The sequence below is a fragment of the Micromonospora parva genome (assembly GCF_040649675.1).
GTDB classification, from domain to species: Bacteria; Actinomycetota; Actinomycetes; order Mycobacteriales; family Micromonosporaceae; genus Micromonospora; species Micromonospora parva.
The window spans coordinates 283,233-299,268 of sequence record NZ_JBEZFX010000009.1 but is presented as its reverse complement, the minus strand read 5'-3'; the positions used below and the strand labels follow the sequence as shown (position 1 = coordinate 299,268).

The window sequence follows — 16,036 nt, the reverse complement described above, 5'->3', positions numbered from 1 at the left end:
TTGCAGTGCTGGGGGAGAAGGTAGTGCCATGACCGAGTTCGAGTCCGACCCGCAGCGCCGGCCGGCCCCCACCGACGCCGAGCCGTCGCACCCCACCGCCGAGCTGCCGCGCGACGAGCGCGTGCAGTCCGACTCCCCGACCACCCCCATGCAGGCCGTGTCGACCGACGGTGACCCGACGGTCGTCTCGACCGCCGCCGACCCGGAGACCACGGCCGCCACCCCGGCCGCCGCGCCCGCCGGTGCCCCGGCCGCCGCCCCGTCGACCGGGTACGAGCCGTCGACCGGCTACGAGCGCCCGGCCGCCACCCCGTCCGCGCCGCCGTACCCGGTCTCCGGTCACCCGGCGCCCGGCCAGCCCGGCTACCCACAGCCGGCCGCCGGTCACTACCCCGGTGCCCCCTGGTACGCGGGTCAGCAGTCCGGCTGGGCCGGCGGGGGCCAGCCGGGCATGGCGTACGGCCAGCACCAGCAGCACCCTCAGCACCAGCAGCACCCCGGTCTGCACGCTCAGCACCCGGGCCAGCCGGTCCCGCCGTGGGGCCCGCAGGTCGCGCCGCCCGGCAGCGGTCCCCGACCGGGGCGAATCGCCAAGTTCGCCGGTGCCGGCGTCGCGGTGTTCGCGCTGATGCTCGGTTCCGGCGTGGCCGGTGGGGCGCTCGCGCTCGCCCTCGACGGCGACAGCGGCGGCATCACCCGCACCTACTCCGCGGCCCCCGTGATCAATGGCGCGGACCTGCCGAAGATCGCCGCGTCGGTGCAGGACAGTGTCGTCTCGATCACCACCGACAGCGGTGAGGGCTCCGGAGTGGTGCTCAGCGCCGACGGGTACGTGCTGACCAACAACCACGTGGTCGCGTCCGCCGCCGGTGACGCCGTGCGGGTGGTCTTCGCCGACGGCAAGACCGCCGATGCGAAGATCATCGGCACCGACCCGAAGACCGACCTGGCCGTGGTGAAGGCCAGCGGGGTGAGCGACCTCAAGCCGGCGAAGTTCGGTGACAGCGACGCCATGCAGGTCGGCGACCAGGTGCTCGCCCTGGGCAGTCCGCTCGGCCTGCAGGGTTCGGTGACCTCGGGCATCCTCAGCGCCCGCGACCGCACCATCCGCGCCGGTGAGGGCCAGCCGCAGGACCCGCGCCAGCAGCAGAGCCAGACCGTCAGCTCGATCTCCGGCCTGCTCCAGACCGACGCGCCGATCAACCCCGGCAACTCCGGCGGCGCGCTGGTCAACACCCGGGGTGAGGTGATCGGCGTCAACACCGCCATCGCGACCTCCGGGCAGAGCACCGGCAACATCGGCGTCGGGTTCGCCATCCCCAGCAACAAGGCCAAGGACGTCGCCGGCAAGCTCCAGCGTGGCGAGAAGGTCAGCCACCCGTCGCTCGGGGTCGGCGTCAACCAGGCCGAGGGCGGCGGCGCGCTCGTCGCGTCGGTCACCCCGGGCAGCCCGGCGGAGAAGGCCGGCCTCCAGCGCGGCGACGTCGTCACCCGGTTCGGCGACAAGCCGGTCAACGACTCGGACGACCTGGTCGGCGCGGTGCAGGCCGGCAAGGTCGGCGACCGGGTCGAGGTGCAGTTCAAGCGCAACGGCGCCGAGAAGTCGGTGACCGTCACGCTCGCCGAGACGTCCTGACCACCACCTGAACCTGCTTCCTCCCTCCGGCGGCGGGTGGCGGGGCCGAGGGGGTCGGCTCCGTCACCCGCCGCTTCTTCCGCCCGGACGGCGGTTCACCCGGATCGGGTGAACCGCCGTCACCCGTCTGCCCGGCAGATTCAGTGCGCGAGTCTCGGCGACCGGAACCGGGGGTGGGTGCCATGACCGACGTGGTGGGTGTGCGTGACAACCAGCGGATCCAACGCGACGTCCTGGCCGAGCTGGCCTGGGACGCTCAGCTGCAACCGAACGAGATCGGGGTGACCGTCGACCAGGGCGTGGTGACCCTGACCGGATTCGTGGACGGTGCCGCTCGCGGTTGGGCCGCGACCCGCTGTGCGCAGCGGGTTCGCGGCGTACGGGCGGTGGCCGACCAGATGGAGGTGCGGCTGCCCGGCACCCCCGGGCGTACCGACGCCGAGGTCGCCATCGCCGCCACCCGCGCCCTGGAGTGGGACAGTTTCGTGCCCGCCGAGCGGCTGGACGTGACAGTGGCCAACGGCTGGCTGATGCTGCGCGGCGAGGTCGAGTTCGGGTGGCAGCGGCGGGCCGCCGAGGCCGAGGTGCGTCGCCTCGACGGCATCCGGGGCATCACCAACCTGATCGAGGTACGACCCCCGGTGCCGCCGGCCGGCGAGCGGCTGCGGCAGGACGTCCAGCGGGCGTTGGCGCGCACCCTCGGCGGCGAGCGGGTGACCGTCGAGGTGGACGGCGACACGCTGGTCCTCGCCGGAGTGGTCCGGTCCTGGTGGGAACGCGACCAGGTGGAGCGGGTGGCGTGGTCCGCGCCCGGGGTGCGCTCGGTCCACGACCAGCTTCTGGTGGGCGGGTGATCGTCCGCCGTGTCCGGTTTACCGGGGACACCACGGGGGAACCCGCCGCCGACCGGCCCGACCGGCTTGACCGGCGGTGCCACCGCACCGGGGACCAACGGGAGGATTCGTGACCGTGAACCACCCGCCTGCGGGCCGCCCCGAGGAGCGGTCACTGCGCATCGCGATGGTGGTTCCGCCGTGGTTGTCCGTACCTCCGCCCGGTTACGGCGGCCTTGAGCAGGTCGTCGCCGCCCTGGTGGACGCGCTCTGCCGGCAGGGGCACGCGGTGACCCTCTTCGGTGCCGGCGATGACCACGGCACGGCAGCCGACGGCTTCGTCTCCACCGTCGCCGAGGTCCAGTACGAGCGGCTCGGCGAGTCACTGCCGGAGCTGGCTCACCTGGCCCGGGTGAAACGGCTGATCAGCGCTGCCGACTTCGACGTGATCCACGACCACACCACCATCGGCCCGCTGGTCGCCGGCCGCCGGGCCGTGCCGACGGTCGCGACAGTGCACGGAAACCCCGTGGGGGAGTACGGCGACGTGCTGAGCGACGTCGACGCGGGGGTCGCCCTGGTGGCGATCTCGCACGCCCAGCGCCGGCTGAACCCGAACCTGCAGTGGGCCGGGACGGTGCACAACGCGCTGGACATCCGCGGCTTTCCGCGTAAGCACACACCCGGCGCGGGGCCGGTGCTGTGGCTGGCCCGGTTCAGCCCGGACAAGGGCCCGGACACCGCCATCCAGGCGTGCCGGGCCGCCGGGTTGCCGCTGCTGCTGGCCGGCAAGTGCAACGAGCCGGCCGAGCGCCGCTACTACGAGCAGGTCGTCGCGCCGATGGTCGGCGACGATGTGACAGTCGTGCTCAACGCGGACCGCGCGACAACGCTGCGGATGCTGGTCGACGCCCGCTGCCTGATCATGCCGATTCAGTGGGACGAGCCGTTCGGCATGGTGATGCTGGAGGCGATGGCCACCGGCACACCGGTGGTCGCGCTCAACCGGGGTGCGGTGCCGGAGCTGGTCCGGCCGGGGCTGACCGGGCTCGTCGTCGAGCGGTCGGAGGAGCTGCCCGCGGCGTTGCTCGCGGCGGAGCGACTCGACCCGGAGGACTGCGTGGCGCACGTCGCGCAGAACTTCTCGGTCGAGCGGATGGCGAGCGGCTACGCCGAGGTCTATCGGCGCTTCGCCCTCGGTCGGCACGACGTCCGCGCACCGCTCCGGGTGCCGGTGCGCTGACCCGCCGGGCCGCCCGGTCAGGCCCCGGTCGCGCCCAGCTCGGCGATGGCCGCGTCGAGCCGACCCGCGTACGTCGGACTGATGCCGCCCTCACCGACGCGGACGGTGACCTTCGTGCGCAGCCGGGCCACCGGTGGGGCCAGCTCTTCTCGGCCCGAGCTGACCGCCGCGGTCAGGTTGCGCAGCTCGTTGCGCAGGTCGAGGGCCACGTCCTCGCGGATCTCCCCGGCGCTCAACCCGGCGGTGATCAACCCGTCGACCCGGTTGGCGACCTCGGCCAGGGTGCCCGGGTTCGAGGTGGGCGCACCGGTCGTCGGCTTCGCCGACGGTGGCGCGGTCGGCGGGGTCGGTGTGATCGGCGCGGACGACCCGGGGGCCGGCGGGTCGGCCGACGGGGTCGCCACCGGCGCGGCGGAGGGCTGCGCCCGGCGGGTCGGCTGCTGTTCGGGCAGCAGAGCCACCCCGGCCAGCGTCACCCCGACGGCCAGCACCAGCAACAACACCAGCCGCCGCCGGGACCAGCCGGCCCCGGTCTCCGGCTCGCCCGGGGCGGCGGAGGATCCGCCGTCCGCTGCCCCGCCGTCCGTTGCCATCCCGGCCTTTGCCACGGCCGGCGTCGCCACGGCGGGAGACGGCGGTGGCGGGGGCTCGGTGGGCACCCGGATGGTCGCGGTCGGAGGCTCGGCCGGCAGCGCGTGGTCGCGGAGCGCGGTGGCGACCTGCCGGGCGGTCGGCCGATCGGCTGGGTTCCGGGCGAGACTGCGCAGACAGATCTGGGCCACTGTCGGGGGCAGGTCCGGCAGGTCGGCCAGCGTCGGCGCAGGACCGCTGGCCAGGGCGGAACTGAGCTGCTCCCAGGTGTCCGCCGGGTACGGAACCCGGCCGGTGAGCGCCTCGTGCAGCAGTACGCCCAGCGAGTAGACGTCGGTGGACGGCTGGGCCGGCGCGCCGTCGAGGCGTTCCGGGGCGACGTACGCGGGGGTGCCGAAGGTCTCGCCGTCCTCATCCTCGTCGGGTGCGCCGATCCGGGTGGCGATGCCGAAGTCGAGCACCTTGGCGCCCGTCCCGGTCATCATCACGTTGGCCGGGGTGATGTCCCGGTGCACGATGCCGAGGCGGTGCGCGGCGGCCAGCGCGTCCGCGACCTGCGCGCCCACCTGGACGGCCTCGGTCCACGGCAACGGCCCCTCGGTGAGCCGGAGCTTCAACTCCTCGCCGCTGAGCAGCTCCATCACCACGAACGAGGTGATCGAGCCGTCCGGGTCGACAGTCTCGCCGTAGTCGTGCACGGAGGTCAGGTGCGGGTGCACCAACTGGGCGGCGGCCCGCGCCTCGTCGCGCACCATGCCCCGGAACCGCGCGTCGGCGGCGAGTGACGGGGCGAGCACCTTGAGCGCCACCACCCGGTCCAGCACCTCGTCCCGGGCACGCCAGATGACCGACATGCCGCCGGCGCCGATCTGGTCCAGAAGTCGGTATCTGCGAGCCAGTAATCGGCCCGGATGCAGTGCTGCCTTCACAGATCGCACCTGCCTCAGGGGTGGGAGCGGTATCAGGTTGCGCGAATGTGTCCGGCCTGTCAACGCCGTCGCCGCCGGCCGTCGGCGGACGGTCCCTGCCGTGCGGTGACCGTCGGCTGACCACGCCCCACCGGGCCGGCGGCGGGCCCGTGCCAGGATGGGAGACATGGCGGGGGGACCGGTGGCGTTCGTGCTCGGCGGCGGGGGAGTGCTCGGCGCGGTCGAGGTCGGCATGTTGCGCGCGCTGTTCCGCGCCGGCATCCAACCCGACATGGTGCTCGGCACCTCGATCGGCGCGGTGAACGGTGCGCTGGTCGCCGCCGACCCGTCGGAGGCGGTGACCGACCGGCTGGTCCGGCTGTGGGCCTCGCCGGAGGCGAGCGAGGTGTACGGCGACTCGGTCGCCCGGCAACTGCGCCGCTTCGCCGCCCGGACCCACCTGCACTCACCCCGGCCGCTGCGCCGCCTGCTCGAGAGCGAGCTGGGGGTGGACACCACCTTCGCCGACCTGCGGGTGCCGTTCCGCTGCTGCGCCGCCCACATCGAGCGGGCCGCCGAGCACTGGTTCGACAGCGGTCCGGTGGTCCCGGCGGTGATGGCGTCGGCGTCGGTGCCGGGGCTGCTTCCGCCGATGCAGATCGACGGCGCGCACTACGTGGACGGCGGGATCGTCAACTCCATCCCGATCGGCGAGGCGGTGGCCGTCGGCGCCCGCCGGATCTACGTCCTCCAGGTGGGCCGGATCGAACGGGAGCTGACCCCGCCCCGCCGGCCGTGGGAGATCGCGCAGGTCGCGTTCGAGATCTCCCGCCGGCACCGGTTCTTCCGGGAGATGGCGGCGCTGCCCGAGGGGGTGGAGGTGCACGTCCTGCCGACCGGCGGGCTGAACCCACGCGACGACACGCCGTGGGCGTACCGGGACATGGCGGCGGTGGGACGGCGGATCAGCCGCGCGTACACCGCCTCCCGGCGCTACCTCGCCACCCACGCGGAGCGGTGATGCCGCTGCCTCCCCGGTGGCTGCGTCGGCTGTTGCTGGCCCCCGCCGTCGTGCTGCTCGCCTTTTTCGTGGTCACCACGCTGCCGGTCTGGGCGCTGCTCGCCGCGGCCGCGTCCCCGCTGGTCCCGGGCCGGTTGCGCCCGCTGCGGCTGCTCTGGATCGGCTGCTTCTACCTGGTCTGGGACGCTGCGGCGCTCCTCGCGCTCTTCGTGCTCTGGGCCGTCTCCGGCTTCGGCTGGCGCACCAGGTCGCCGGCCTTCCAGCGCGCCCACTACGTGCTGGCCGGCTGGTTCCTGCGGGTGCTGTTCTGGCAGGCACGTTGGACACTGCGGTTGAGCATCGACGTGGTGGGCACGGACCCGGACACCGCGCTGCCCGGCCGACCCGAGCTGGTGCTCTGTCGGCACGCCGGGCCGGGTGACTCGTTCATCCTGATCCACGGGCTGGTCAACTGGTTCCACCGGGAGCCACGCATCGTCCTCAAGGACAGCCTCCAGTGGGATCCGGCGGTCGACGTGCTGCTCAACCGGCTGCCCAACCGGTTCATCGCGCCGACCCCGGAGCGCGGCGAGGAGACGGTCCGTCAGGTCGGGCACCTGGCCAGCGGCCTGGACGACAACGACGCGTTCGTGATCTTCCCCGAGGGCGGCAACTTCACCCCCAAACGGCGGTTGCGCGCCATCGCCCGACTGCGCTCACTCGGCCTGGAACGGATGGCGCTGCGCGCCGAGCGGATGCGCCACGTGCTCGCCCCGCAGCCCGGCGGGATGCTCGCCGCGCTGGACGCCGCACCGGACGCCGGGGTCATCTTCGTCGCCCACACCGGACTGGACCGGATGCTCACCGTCGCCGACGTGTGGCGGGAACTGCCGATGGACAAGCGGATCGTGATGCGGTTCTGGTCGGTGCCGCCGGAGGAGGTTCCGACCGGGCGGCAGCAGCGCATCGACTGGCTCTTCGACTGGTGGGCGCAGATCGACTCCTGGATCGCCGCAAACCGGTGAGCGCGAGGAGTGCAGCGAAGCGGAGCCCCGCAGTCGCGAGGTAAAGCCGGCTCCGGTGAGCGCGGCGATGCGCAGCGTAGCGGTTGCGAGCGATTGACGGGCTCAGCGGCGTATGGCCGCGTAGGGTGCGGGCGTGGACGAGATCTGCGTGGTGACAACTGTGGTTGACGCGCGTTCGGTCGCCGATGTGCTGGCCGCCGCCGCCGTCGCCGGCAGGCTCGCCGCCTGCGCCCAGGTGGGTGGTCAGGTGGACAGCACCTACTGGTGGCGGTCCGGAATGGAGACGAGCACCGAATGGTCGGTGCAGTTCAAGACCGCACCGGACCGGCTCGCCGCGTTGCTGGACCAGATCCGGGTCAGTCACCCGTACGAGGTGCCGGAGATCCTGGTGTCCAGGGTGGAGAGCGGCAACCCCGACTACGCCACCTGGGTGTACGAGCACACCCGTTCCTGAGTACGCGCACTCTGGGGCGTACCCGGTGGGCTGTCGATGATGACCGGGTGGACGACACCCGTTACCCCTGCCCCGCCTGCGGTGCGCCGGCCGATCTGAGTGCCGGTTGCTCCGGCTGCCGGCGCGCGCCCGACCCGATCGCCGCCGAGGTGGTCCGGCTGAGCCGGGAGGTCGCCGAGCTGGAGCCGCAGGTGGAGCGGGCCCGCCGCGCGTACACCGAGCTGGCCGGACGCCTGACGGCCGTGTCGCGGCGGCGGGCCGAACTGGCGGCGGTCGTCCGTGCCGGGTTGGCTGCCTCGGTCGTGGCGCGCCCGCCGTCGCTCGTCGGGCCGGCGCCGGCCATCGGCCCGGGCCCTGGCGTCGCGGCGGATTCGCGGCCGGGTGCGGCGGAGACCTCGACGCGGACGGTCCAGGGTCTGCTCTTCGTCCTCGGTGGACTCCTGCTGGGCACCGCGGCGGTGGTGTTCACGGCTGTCGCCTGGGCGGCGGTGGGGGTTGGCGGGCGGGCGTTGATCCTGACCGCGTTCACCGCGCTCGCCCTGGGTGTGCCGCTGCTGGCGGTCCGCCGGGGGCTGCGCGGTACGGCGGAGACGTTCGCCGCGGTGGGGTTGCTGCTGGTGGTGCTGGACGGTTACGCGGCCTGGTCGGTGAACCTGGCCGGCGTGGCCGCCTGGCCGGGCAGCCGGTACGCCGCGCTGGTCGGGGGGGCCAGCGCGGCGGTTGCCGTGGCGTACGGCAGGTGGAGCGGGTTGACGGGGCCGTGGTTCGCCGCCCTGGTGGCCGCTCAGCCGGCGTTGCCGCTGCTCGCCGCCGAGACCGGGGCGGGGGCGGCCGGGTGGGCGCTGATCCTGCTCGGGGTGGCGTTGCTGAACCTGGCCGTGCTTGCCGCGCTGCGCGGCCGGGAAGGGGCGGCGCAGCTCGTCGGTCGGGTGCTGGCCGGCATCGCCCATGTCGCAGCGCTGCTGAATGCTGCGGCGTGCGCGCTGGTGCCGCTGGTCAGCGGGCGGGCGGGGGGCTCCGCACTGCTGGCCGGTGTGCCGCTGTTGCTGGTCGTGCTGGTCGGGCTCGGTGCGGCCTGGCTCGTCGGGGGGCGGGCGCTGCGGGCGGTGGCGGCAGGGCTGCTGGTGCCGGTCCTCGCCGGCGCAGTGCTGCGCCCGGTGGCCGAGCTGCGGCCGTCGGTGCTGCTGCTCGCCACGGCGGCGGTGGCGCTCGGGTTGGCCGCTGCCGTGCGGCTACTGCCGGCGGCGCGCGGTGGCGACGGTTGGCGGGCCGGTGCGCGGGCCGGTGCGCTGTTCGTCGCGGCGGGCACGGCACAGGTGACGGTGCTGATCACCATCGGGCTTGCGGCCGCCGCCGTCGGCCGGTCACTGCCGCCGTGGGGTGGGGCTGGGCTGGGATCGGACCTGCGCTGGGGTTGGCAGTTGGCGCCCGCCGTGGCGCTGGCGGTTGGCGCGGCGGTGCTCCTGCTGCCCCGCAACGCGCGGGCGGTGCTCGGCACGGCCGGTGCGGTGGCGGTGCTGTTGGCCGTGCCCGCCGGCTGGACGGCCTCCTGGGCTCAGGTGGTCGCCGTCGACCTGGTCGGCGGGGTCGCGCTGCTGCTCGCCGTGCTGGCCCGCCCGGCCACCCCGCCGGTCGCCCTGCTCACCCGTGCGCTCGGCGGTGCCGTCCTGCTCGGGCACGGGCTGCTTGTCGCACTGGCCGCCCCGACCGGCGCCCTCGTGGCGCTCGGCGTTCTCGCCGCGCTCGGGCTGGCACTGGGCGTACGACGGGGGGTCGGGGCGTACCGCGAGGTGGCCGGTGCGGGTCTGCTGGTCGGGCAGCTCACGCTGCCCGCGATCGCGGCGGTGGCGTTGTTCGCCGCGGGCGCCCCGCCGTGGTGGCAGGCCCGGCTCGCGCTGGCGGGGGCCGGGCTGTCGCTGGTCGCGGCGCTCGCGGCGCGTCGTCACCGGGTGGAGCTGATCGGGTACGCGCAGACCGGCGCCGTCGTCGCGGTGGCAGTGCCCGCCCTCGCGCCGCTGGTCGGGGCGGGTGACGAACCGCTCGCGTTGTACGCCGCCCTGGCGGCGCTGGGCGTCGCGGTCGTCGCCTGCTGGGCGCCGTCGGTGAGCGACTCCGGTCCGGTGGCCCTCGGGGACCGGCCTTCGGCAGCCGAGCGCGAGCCGGCCCGGTCGGCGCTGTTGCTGGCTGCGGGCGGGACGCTGGCGGCGGTGGCCGTTCTGGTGGCCCTGCCGACGGTGCTGACCGCGCTCGGGTCGCCGCACGGCGGGCGGGGCCGGGTGTGGTCGGGGGTTCCGGCTGTCGTCGCCGACCCGACGGTGCTCCCGGTGGGGTTCGCGCTGGTCGTGCTGGCGGTGGCCGGGGCGCTGGCCGGTCGGCGGGTGGGGCTGCCGGTGCCGGCCGCCCTGCCGTTCGTCGCGGCGGCGCTGCCGGTGCTGCTCATCGCGATCGGGGCGCCCTGGCCGGTGCTGCCGGCCGCCGTTCTGCTCGCCGGGCTGGCCGCGCTGCTGTTCACCGCGCTGGCCCCGCCCCGCCCGGTGCTCGCCCCGGTCGCCGTACCGGTGGGCGTGGTGCTGGTGGCATCCGGTGTGGCGGGTCTGCTGGCCACCCGGGCGGCGACGCTCGCGGCCGAGGCGGTGCTGCTGGTGGCGGCGGTCGCGGTCGCCGTCGGGGCGCGCAGGTCCGCGGTACGGGTCGTCGGTTGTCTCGCCGCCGTGGGTGCGGCGTCCGCGTTGGCGGTGACCGCCCCGCTCGCCGGCGGGCTGCCGTTGCGGGCGGCCGCGTACCCACTGTTGGGGGTGGCCGCGGTGGCGCTGGCCGCTGCGGCGCTCACCCCGGCGCGGGCCCGGCTGGCACGGGTGCTGGACGCCGCCGCGCAGGCTGTCGCGCTGGTGGCGGCGGTGTTCGCCGTCGAGGTGGCACGGCATCTCGCCACCGTCTGCGTGCTCTGGGGTGTCGCCGTCGCGCTGCGGCTGCTGCGCCGGGGTGAACCGGCCGGTCGACGGTGGGCGTTCGCCGGGATCGCCGCCGGCAGCGAGTTGCTCGGGGCCTGGGTGCTGCTGGCCGCCGGTGGGGTGACGGTGCTGGAGGCGTACACACTGCCGGCTGCGGCGCTCGCCGTCGGCGCGGGTCTGCTGGCGCTGCGTACCCGGCCGGGGCTGACCAGCTGGCCGGCTCTCGGCCCGGGGCTGGTGGCGGCGTTGCTGCCCAGTCTCGTGTCGGTGCTGGCCGGGCCAGACCCGCAGCCGTGGCGGCGACTGCTCCTCGGCGCGGCGGCGGTCGGCGTGGTGCTGGCCGGCGCGACCCGCCGGTGGCAGGCGCCGGTGCTGCTCGGCGGCGGGGTGCTGACGCTGTTGGCACTGCACGAGGTGGCCCGGGGGTGGGATCTGCTGCCCCGGTGGATCTATCTGGGGGTCGGCGGGCTGGCGCTGGTCGGGCTCGCCGCCACCTACGAGCGACGTCGACGTGACCTGGCTCGACTGCGCGCGGCAGTTGGGCGGCTGAGTTGAGTTTGAAGTCAGAAAGGTAGGGCCTGCCCTACCCACTATTCGGGGGTTGTCGGGGTTACTCAGCGCTACCGCGATCGGGAGACTTGACATTAAGCCCGAACCACCCCGGTACGGGCGCAAGCGGAACGGGAGCAGCGATGGCGCTCGGAGCGGTGGCGGAACCGCCGGTACGACGGCGAGGCAGTGACTACGCACAGTTGTCCCGACGGATCAGCCAGGCGGGCCTGCTGGAGCGGCGTCCCGGCTGGTATGTCACCCGCATCGTGCTCACCCTCGGTGCCTTCGTGGCCGGCTGGGTGGCCGTGTTCCTGCTCGGCGACTCCTGGTGGCAGCTTCCGCTCGCGGCACTGATGGCGGTGGCCACCACCCAGGTCGCGTTCCTCGGTCACGATGCCGGGCACCGCCAGATGTTCCGTCGGCGGGGCCCCAGCGAGTTGGTGGGGTTGTTCGCCGGCAACGTGGCGGTGGGGATCAGCTACGGCTGGTGGGTCGACAAGCACAACCGGCACCACGCCAACCCGAACCACGAGGACGAGGACCCGGACGTCGGCGCGGGTGCCCTGGTGTGGACCCCCGAGCAGGCGTTGGAGACCCGTGGGATCGGTCGCTGGATGGCCAAGCGGCAGGCGTACCTCTTCTTCCCGATGCTCCTGCTGGAGGGCCTGAACCTGCACGTGGCGAGCATCCGGGCGATCATCGGCCGGGAGCCGAACGGCGGGTACACCGTCCCGATGCGGCACCGGGCGGTCGAGGCGGCACTGCTCGTCGTGCACACCGCCGCGTACGTGGCACTGCTGTTGGCTGTCATGTCCCCGGTCAAGGCGCTGCTCTTCGCCGTCGTGCACCAGGCGTTGTGGGGCCTCTACATGGGCTGCGCGTTCGCGCCGAACCACAAGGGCATGCCGATGCCGACCGCCGAGGACGAGTTGGACTTCCTGCGTAAGCAGGTGCTGACCTCCCGCAACGTGCGGGGCAGCCGGCTGGTGGACACCGCGCTCGGCGGTCTCAACTACCAGATCGAGCACCACCTGTTCCCGAACATGCCGCGCGCCAACCTGCGCCGGGCCCAGCCGATCGTCCGGGCCTACTGCGTCGAGCAGGGCATCCCGTACGCCGAGACCGGGTTGGTCGAGTCGTACCGGCAGGCACTCGGTCATCTGCACGAGGTGGGGCGGCCGCTGCGCGGCTGAACACACCAGGGGGAAGACGGGGGCGGTGCCGGGCGGCACCGCCCCCGCCTGCGTACCGGGTCGATCGACACCCTGCTACCGCTGGTCGATGCCGTCCGTCGTCCCCGGTAGGGTCGGCGCATGGCAGACCTGCTCACCGCGGGAGCGGTGCGAGATGAGCTGGGCGGGCTGACGGGCTGGTCCCCGACCCGGCGGATCGACGACATCGTCGGGAGCGTGGCATGAGATTCGAGATCAGCAAGGTGCTGGACGCCATCGAGGGGCGGGTCTGCACCGACCCGTCGCTGGCCCGGGCCGTGGTCGACCTGGCCGAGGTGATCCGCTACCAGGACATTGATGGTGGTCGGCCGGCCAGCCTGCTGCGCCTCGGCATGGTCATCGACGCGCTCTCCCGCGAGTTGGAGGAGGACAGCGTCCAGGTCTACGCGGTGGTGCACCGGGCATTACTCTCCGACGCTGACCTCACCTCCAACGAACGGATGGTGGTCCGCCGCTGGGCCGACGACGGGCTCGTCGAGGTGCTCGACAACCCGGGTGACCGGATGTTGGAGGTCGCCGACCTGCTCGGTCTGCCGGTGCTCAGCCGGGTCCGCTTCGACGGGTTGCGCGGTCGGTTCCCGTGGCTGGTCGAGCAGCCCGGTCGGGTGGTCGCTCCGGTCCCCGGCGCCGGTGGGCCGGTGTTCATCGCGCACGTCGGCGGGGGTCACGCGCCGGTGGCCGGCAAGCGTTCGCCGACCGGCGTGAAGCTGCTGGCCCGCCAGTGGCGCTGCCCGGAGTCGGGCTGCGCGTTGTTTGGCGGCGGTGGTGGGGGCGGCGCGTTCGCCGACCTGGCCGGCGGTGCCGACCGCAGCCCCGCGGCGCAGCCGCCGCCCGCGCTGCGCAACGGCGTGCCGACCTGCCCCCGGCACGGCGCACGGCTCGGCGACGCCGGGCCGCGCCCGCGTACCGAGGTGCTCGCGGTGCGCGTCGGCGGCCTCGTCCGGCGGCGGTTCGTGCTCAGCGAGGAGCAGCCGGTGGTGGCTGGCCGGGCCCCCGAGCAGGACGGCGGGATCATGCTCGGGCAGTGGCTCAACGACGAGGCCCGACGCTGGATCAGCCGTGGTCACGTCCGCTTCGAGCTGCGGGTCGGCGAGGTCATCGTGACCGACGTCAGCACCAACGGTTCCGGCATCCGCCCGGCCGGTTCGATGGCCGAGTCGGACCGGATCCCGCTGGCCCCGCAGCAGTCCCGGGTGCTCGGTGAGAACGACATGGTGGAGCTGTACCCGGGCGTGCAGATCGGCCGCGCCGAGGAGTTGCCCACCGGCGCCCCGTTCACCCCCACCTCGGTGATGGCCGAGGCCCCGACGATGGCCATGCGCCTCCCCCGACCCTGACGCGGAAGGCGGGCGTCGGAGACCCGACGCCCGCCTTCCACCACGTTCTGGGTCAGCCGGCCAGCACCTCGGCCAGAGCGGCCACCGCCAGGTCGATCTCCTCCTCGGTGATCACCAGCGGTGGGGCGAGTCGGATGGTGGAGCCGTGGGTGTCCTTGGCCAGCACCCCGCGCTCCATCAGGCGCTCGCACGCCTCGCGTCCGCTCATCAGCGCCGGGTCGATGTCCAGACCGGCCCACAGGCCACGGACGCGTACCCCGACCAGGCCCTTGCCGACCAGCCCTTCCAGGCCGGCCCGCAACCGCTCACCCAGCTCGGCCGAGCGGCGCTGGAACTCGCCGGTGGCCAGCAGCCGGACCACCTCGACCGCCACCGCGCAGGCGAGCGGGTTGCCGCCGAAGGTGGAGCCGTGCTGGCCCGGCTTGAGCACGCCGAGCACGTCCGCGTTCGCGGCCACCGCGGACACCGGCACGATGCCGCCGCCCAGCGCCTTGCCCAGCAGGTACATGTCGGGCACGACGCCCTCGTGGTCACAGGCGAAGGTCGCGCCGGTACGCCCCAGACCGGACTGGATCTCGTCGGCGATGAACAGCACGTCGCGCTCGGTGCAGACCTGCCGTACGCCGGGCAGGTAGCCCTCCGGCGGCACCACCACACCCTGCTCACCCTGGATCGGCTCCAGCAGCACTGCCACCGTGTTCTCGTCGATCGCGGCGGTCAGCGCGTCCAGGTCGCCGTACGGCACGACAGTGAAGCCCGGGGTGTACGGCCCGAAGTCGGCGCGGGCGTCCTCGTCGGTGGAGAAGCTGACGATGGTGGTGGTCCGCCCATGGAAGTTGCCCTCGGCGACCACGATGTTGGCCTGCCCGAGGGCCACGCCCTTGACCTGGTAGCCCCACTTGCGGGCCACCTTGATGCCGGTCTCCACCGCCTCGGCGCCGGTGTTCATCGGCAGCACGAGGTCCTTGCCGCACAGCTCGGCCAGCTCCCGGCAGAAGTCGGCGAACTGGTCGTGGATGAACGCCCGGCTGGTCAGCGTGAGCCGGTCCAGCTGGGCGTGCGCGGCGGCGATCAGCTGCGGATGCCGGTGACCGAAGTTCAGCGCGGAGTAGCCGGCCAGGCAGTCCAGGTAGCGCTTGCCGTCCACGTCGGTGAGCCACGCGCCCTCGGCGGACGAGATCACCACCGGCAGCGGGTGGTAGTTGTGCGCCGTCCAGCGCTCGGCGTCCCGGACCGCTCCCGGCGTCCGCAGGATGTCATCCACTATCACTTGCTTGCCTTTCCCTGACGGAGTCGCAGCGTGCAGCACTTCGGTCCGCCGCCGGCCTTACGCAGCTCGGACAGGTCGACACCGATGGTTTCGTAGCCCCGGTCGCGCAGCTTGGCGGCCAGGTCGGTGGCCTGCGCGGGCAGCACCACGTGCCGCCCGTCGCTGACCGCGTTCAGCCCCAGCACCTCGGCGTCGGCCATGGTGGCGTGCACCGCGTCGGGGAAGAGCCGGCGCAGCACCGCCCGGCTGCCCGGGGAGAACGCCTCGGGCAGGTACGCCACGGTCCGCTCGTCGAGCACCGTCAGCGCGGTGTCCAGGTGGTAGAAGCGCGGGTCGACCAGTTGCATGGTGATCACCGGGTAGCCGAAGACCTCCTGCAACTGGGCGTGTGCGGCGTGTGCCGTGCGGAAGCCGGTGCCGGCGAGCAGGTGGTCACCGGCCAGCAGGACGTCGCCCTCGCCCTCGTTGACGTGCTTCGGGTCGTACATCTCGAAGCCGGCGGCCTCGAACCAGGCCCGGTACGCCGGCGCCTCGTCGGCGCGCTGCGGGTCACGGAACTGCACCGCCATCGCCTTGCCGTCGATCACGGTGCCGCCGTTGGCGGCGAAGACCATGTCGGGCAGGCCGGGCACCGGAGTGATCTCCTCGACGGTGTGGCCCAGGTCACGGTACGTCTGGCGCAGCTGCTCCCACTGCCGGACGGCCAGCGCCGCGTCGACCGGCGCGCTCGGGTCCATCCAGGGGTTGATGGCGTAGTCGACGGCGAAGTACGTCGGCCGGCACATCAACAGGCGCTGGCTGGTGGCGTCCATCGTCATTGTCCTGCTCCCAGGGGTCGGGCGCGCCCGGCCACCGTGGCCCACGGGCTGGCGCCGTGACTCAACGTTATGCGGCGTCAGCGGCAGGATCCACCACCGAGAGTTGCGCAGACCGAAGATTCGTTGCGTCTGGGCGGTTCCCGGATGTGATTCGTTGCGTCACGGCGGCGTCCGTCGGAAATCGCG

At 73.8% G+C, this 16,036-nt stretch carries 12 protein-coding genes; 9 read left to right on the top strand and 3 right to left on the bottom strand.

The features are described from left to right. Positions 1 to 28 precede the first annotated feature (28 nt). The 3 genes from AB0C03_RS23730 (at position 29) to AB0C03_RS23720 (ending at position 3,712) form a co-directional block, all read left to right on the top strand. Positions 29 to 1,636: a trypsin-like peptidase domain-containing protein gene (locus AB0C03_RS23730; RefSeq protein WP_357638861.1), complete on the top strand. Its 1,608-nt coding sequence runs from the start codon at positions 29 to 31 to the stop codon at positions 1,634 to 1,636. Positions 1,637 to 1,818: 182 nt separating this feature from the next. Then, the gene (locus AB0C03_RS23725) at positions 1,819 to 2,490 is read left to right on the top strand and encodes a BON domain-containing protein (protein ID WP_357638859.1); all 672 of its coding nucleotides are present in this window, start codon (positions 1,819 to 1,821) and stop codon (positions 2,488 to 2,490) included. A gap of 166 nt (positions 2,491 to 2,656) precedes the next feature. Continuing rightward, on the top strand, positions 2,657 to 3,712 hold the full coding sequence (locus tag AB0C03_RS23720) for a glycosyltransferase family 4 protein (protein ID WP_081884056.1): 1,056 nt from the start codon (positions 2,657 to 2,659) through the stop codon (positions 3,710 to 3,712). Between the two features lie 17 nt (positions 3,713 to 3,729). On the opposite strand, the gene AB0C03_RS23715 is transcribed toward AB0C03_RS23720, so the two are convergent. After that, on the bottom strand, positions 3,730 to 5,232 hold the full coding sequence (locus tag AB0C03_RS23715; RefSeq protein WP_357638857.1) for a serine/threonine-protein kinase: 1,503 nt from the start codon (positions 5,230 to 5,232) through the stop codon (positions 3,730 to 3,732). 166 nt (positions 5,233 to 5,398) lie between these two features. Here AB0C03_RS23715 and AB0C03_RS23710 point away from each other — a divergent pair, with 166 nt between their 5' ends. From AB0C03_RS23710 to AB0C03_RS23685, 6 genes are all read left to right on the top strand, one after another. Next, positions 5,399 to 6,232, top strand: a complete 834-nt coding sequence (locus AB0C03_RS23710) for a patatin-like phospholipase family protein (protein WP_030336732.1) — start codon at positions 5,399 to 5,401, stop codon at positions 6,230 to 6,232. Then, positions 6,232 to 7,236 carry a 1-acyl-sn-glycerol-3-phosphate acyltransferase gene (locus tag AB0C03_RS23705; protein WP_357638854.1) on the top strand — a complete coding sequence of 335 codons (1,005 nt, stop codon included), beginning with the start codon at positions 6,232 to 6,234 and terminating at the stop codon, positions 7,234 to 7,236. Before AB0C03_RS23710 ends, AB0C03_RS23705 begins: the two co-directional genes overlap by 1 nt. Positions 7,237 to 7,369: 133 nt before the next feature. Further along, the gene (cutA, locus tag AB0C03_RS23700) at positions 7,370 to 7,690 is read left to right on the top strand and encodes a divalent-cation tolerance protein CutA (protein WP_030336735.1); all 321 of its coding nucleotides are present in this window, start codon (positions 7,370 to 7,372) and stop codon (positions 7,688 to 7,690) included. 47 nt (positions 7,691 to 7,737) lie between these two features. Further along, positions 7,738 to 11,196, top strand: coding sequence for an SCO7613 C-terminal domain-containing membrane protein (locus tag AB0C03_RS23695; RefSeq protein WP_357638852.1), 3,459 nt, complete (start codon positions 7,738 to 7,740; stop codon positions 11,194 to 11,196). 137 nt (positions 11,197 to 11,333) lie between these two features. Further along, a complete protein-coding gene (locus AB0C03_RS23690) occupies positions 11,334 to 12,386 on the top strand; it encodes a fatty acid desaturase family protein (RefSeq protein WP_030333053.1) in 1,053 nt (350 codons plus the stop codon). Positions 12,387 to 12,607: 221 nt separating this feature from the next. Continuing rightward, positions 12,608 to 13,762 carry an FHA domain-containing protein gene (locus tag AB0C03_RS23685; protein ID WP_030333055.1) on the top strand — a complete coding sequence of 385 codons (1,155 nt, stop codon included), beginning with the start codon at positions 12,608 to 12,610 and terminating at the stop codon, positions 13,760 to 13,762. A gap of 52 nt (positions 13,763 to 13,814) precedes the next feature. On the opposite strand, the gene rocD is transcribed toward AB0C03_RS23685, so the two are convergent. After that, the gene (rocD, locus tag AB0C03_RS23680) at positions 13,815 to 15,029 is read right to left on the bottom strand and encodes an ornithine--oxo-acid transaminase (protein WP_357638931.1); all 1,215 of its coding nucleotides are present in this window, start codon (positions 15,027 to 15,029) and stop codon (positions 13,815 to 13,817) included. Beyond that, entirely contained in the window at positions 15,029 to 15,844 is an 816-nt protein-coding gene (ddaH, locus tag AB0C03_RS23675) for a dimethylargininase (protein ID WP_030333058.1), read from the bottom strand. Before ddaH ends, rocD begins: the two co-directional genes overlap by 1 nt. Between the last annotated feature and the right edge of the window lie 192 nt (positions 15,845 to 16,036).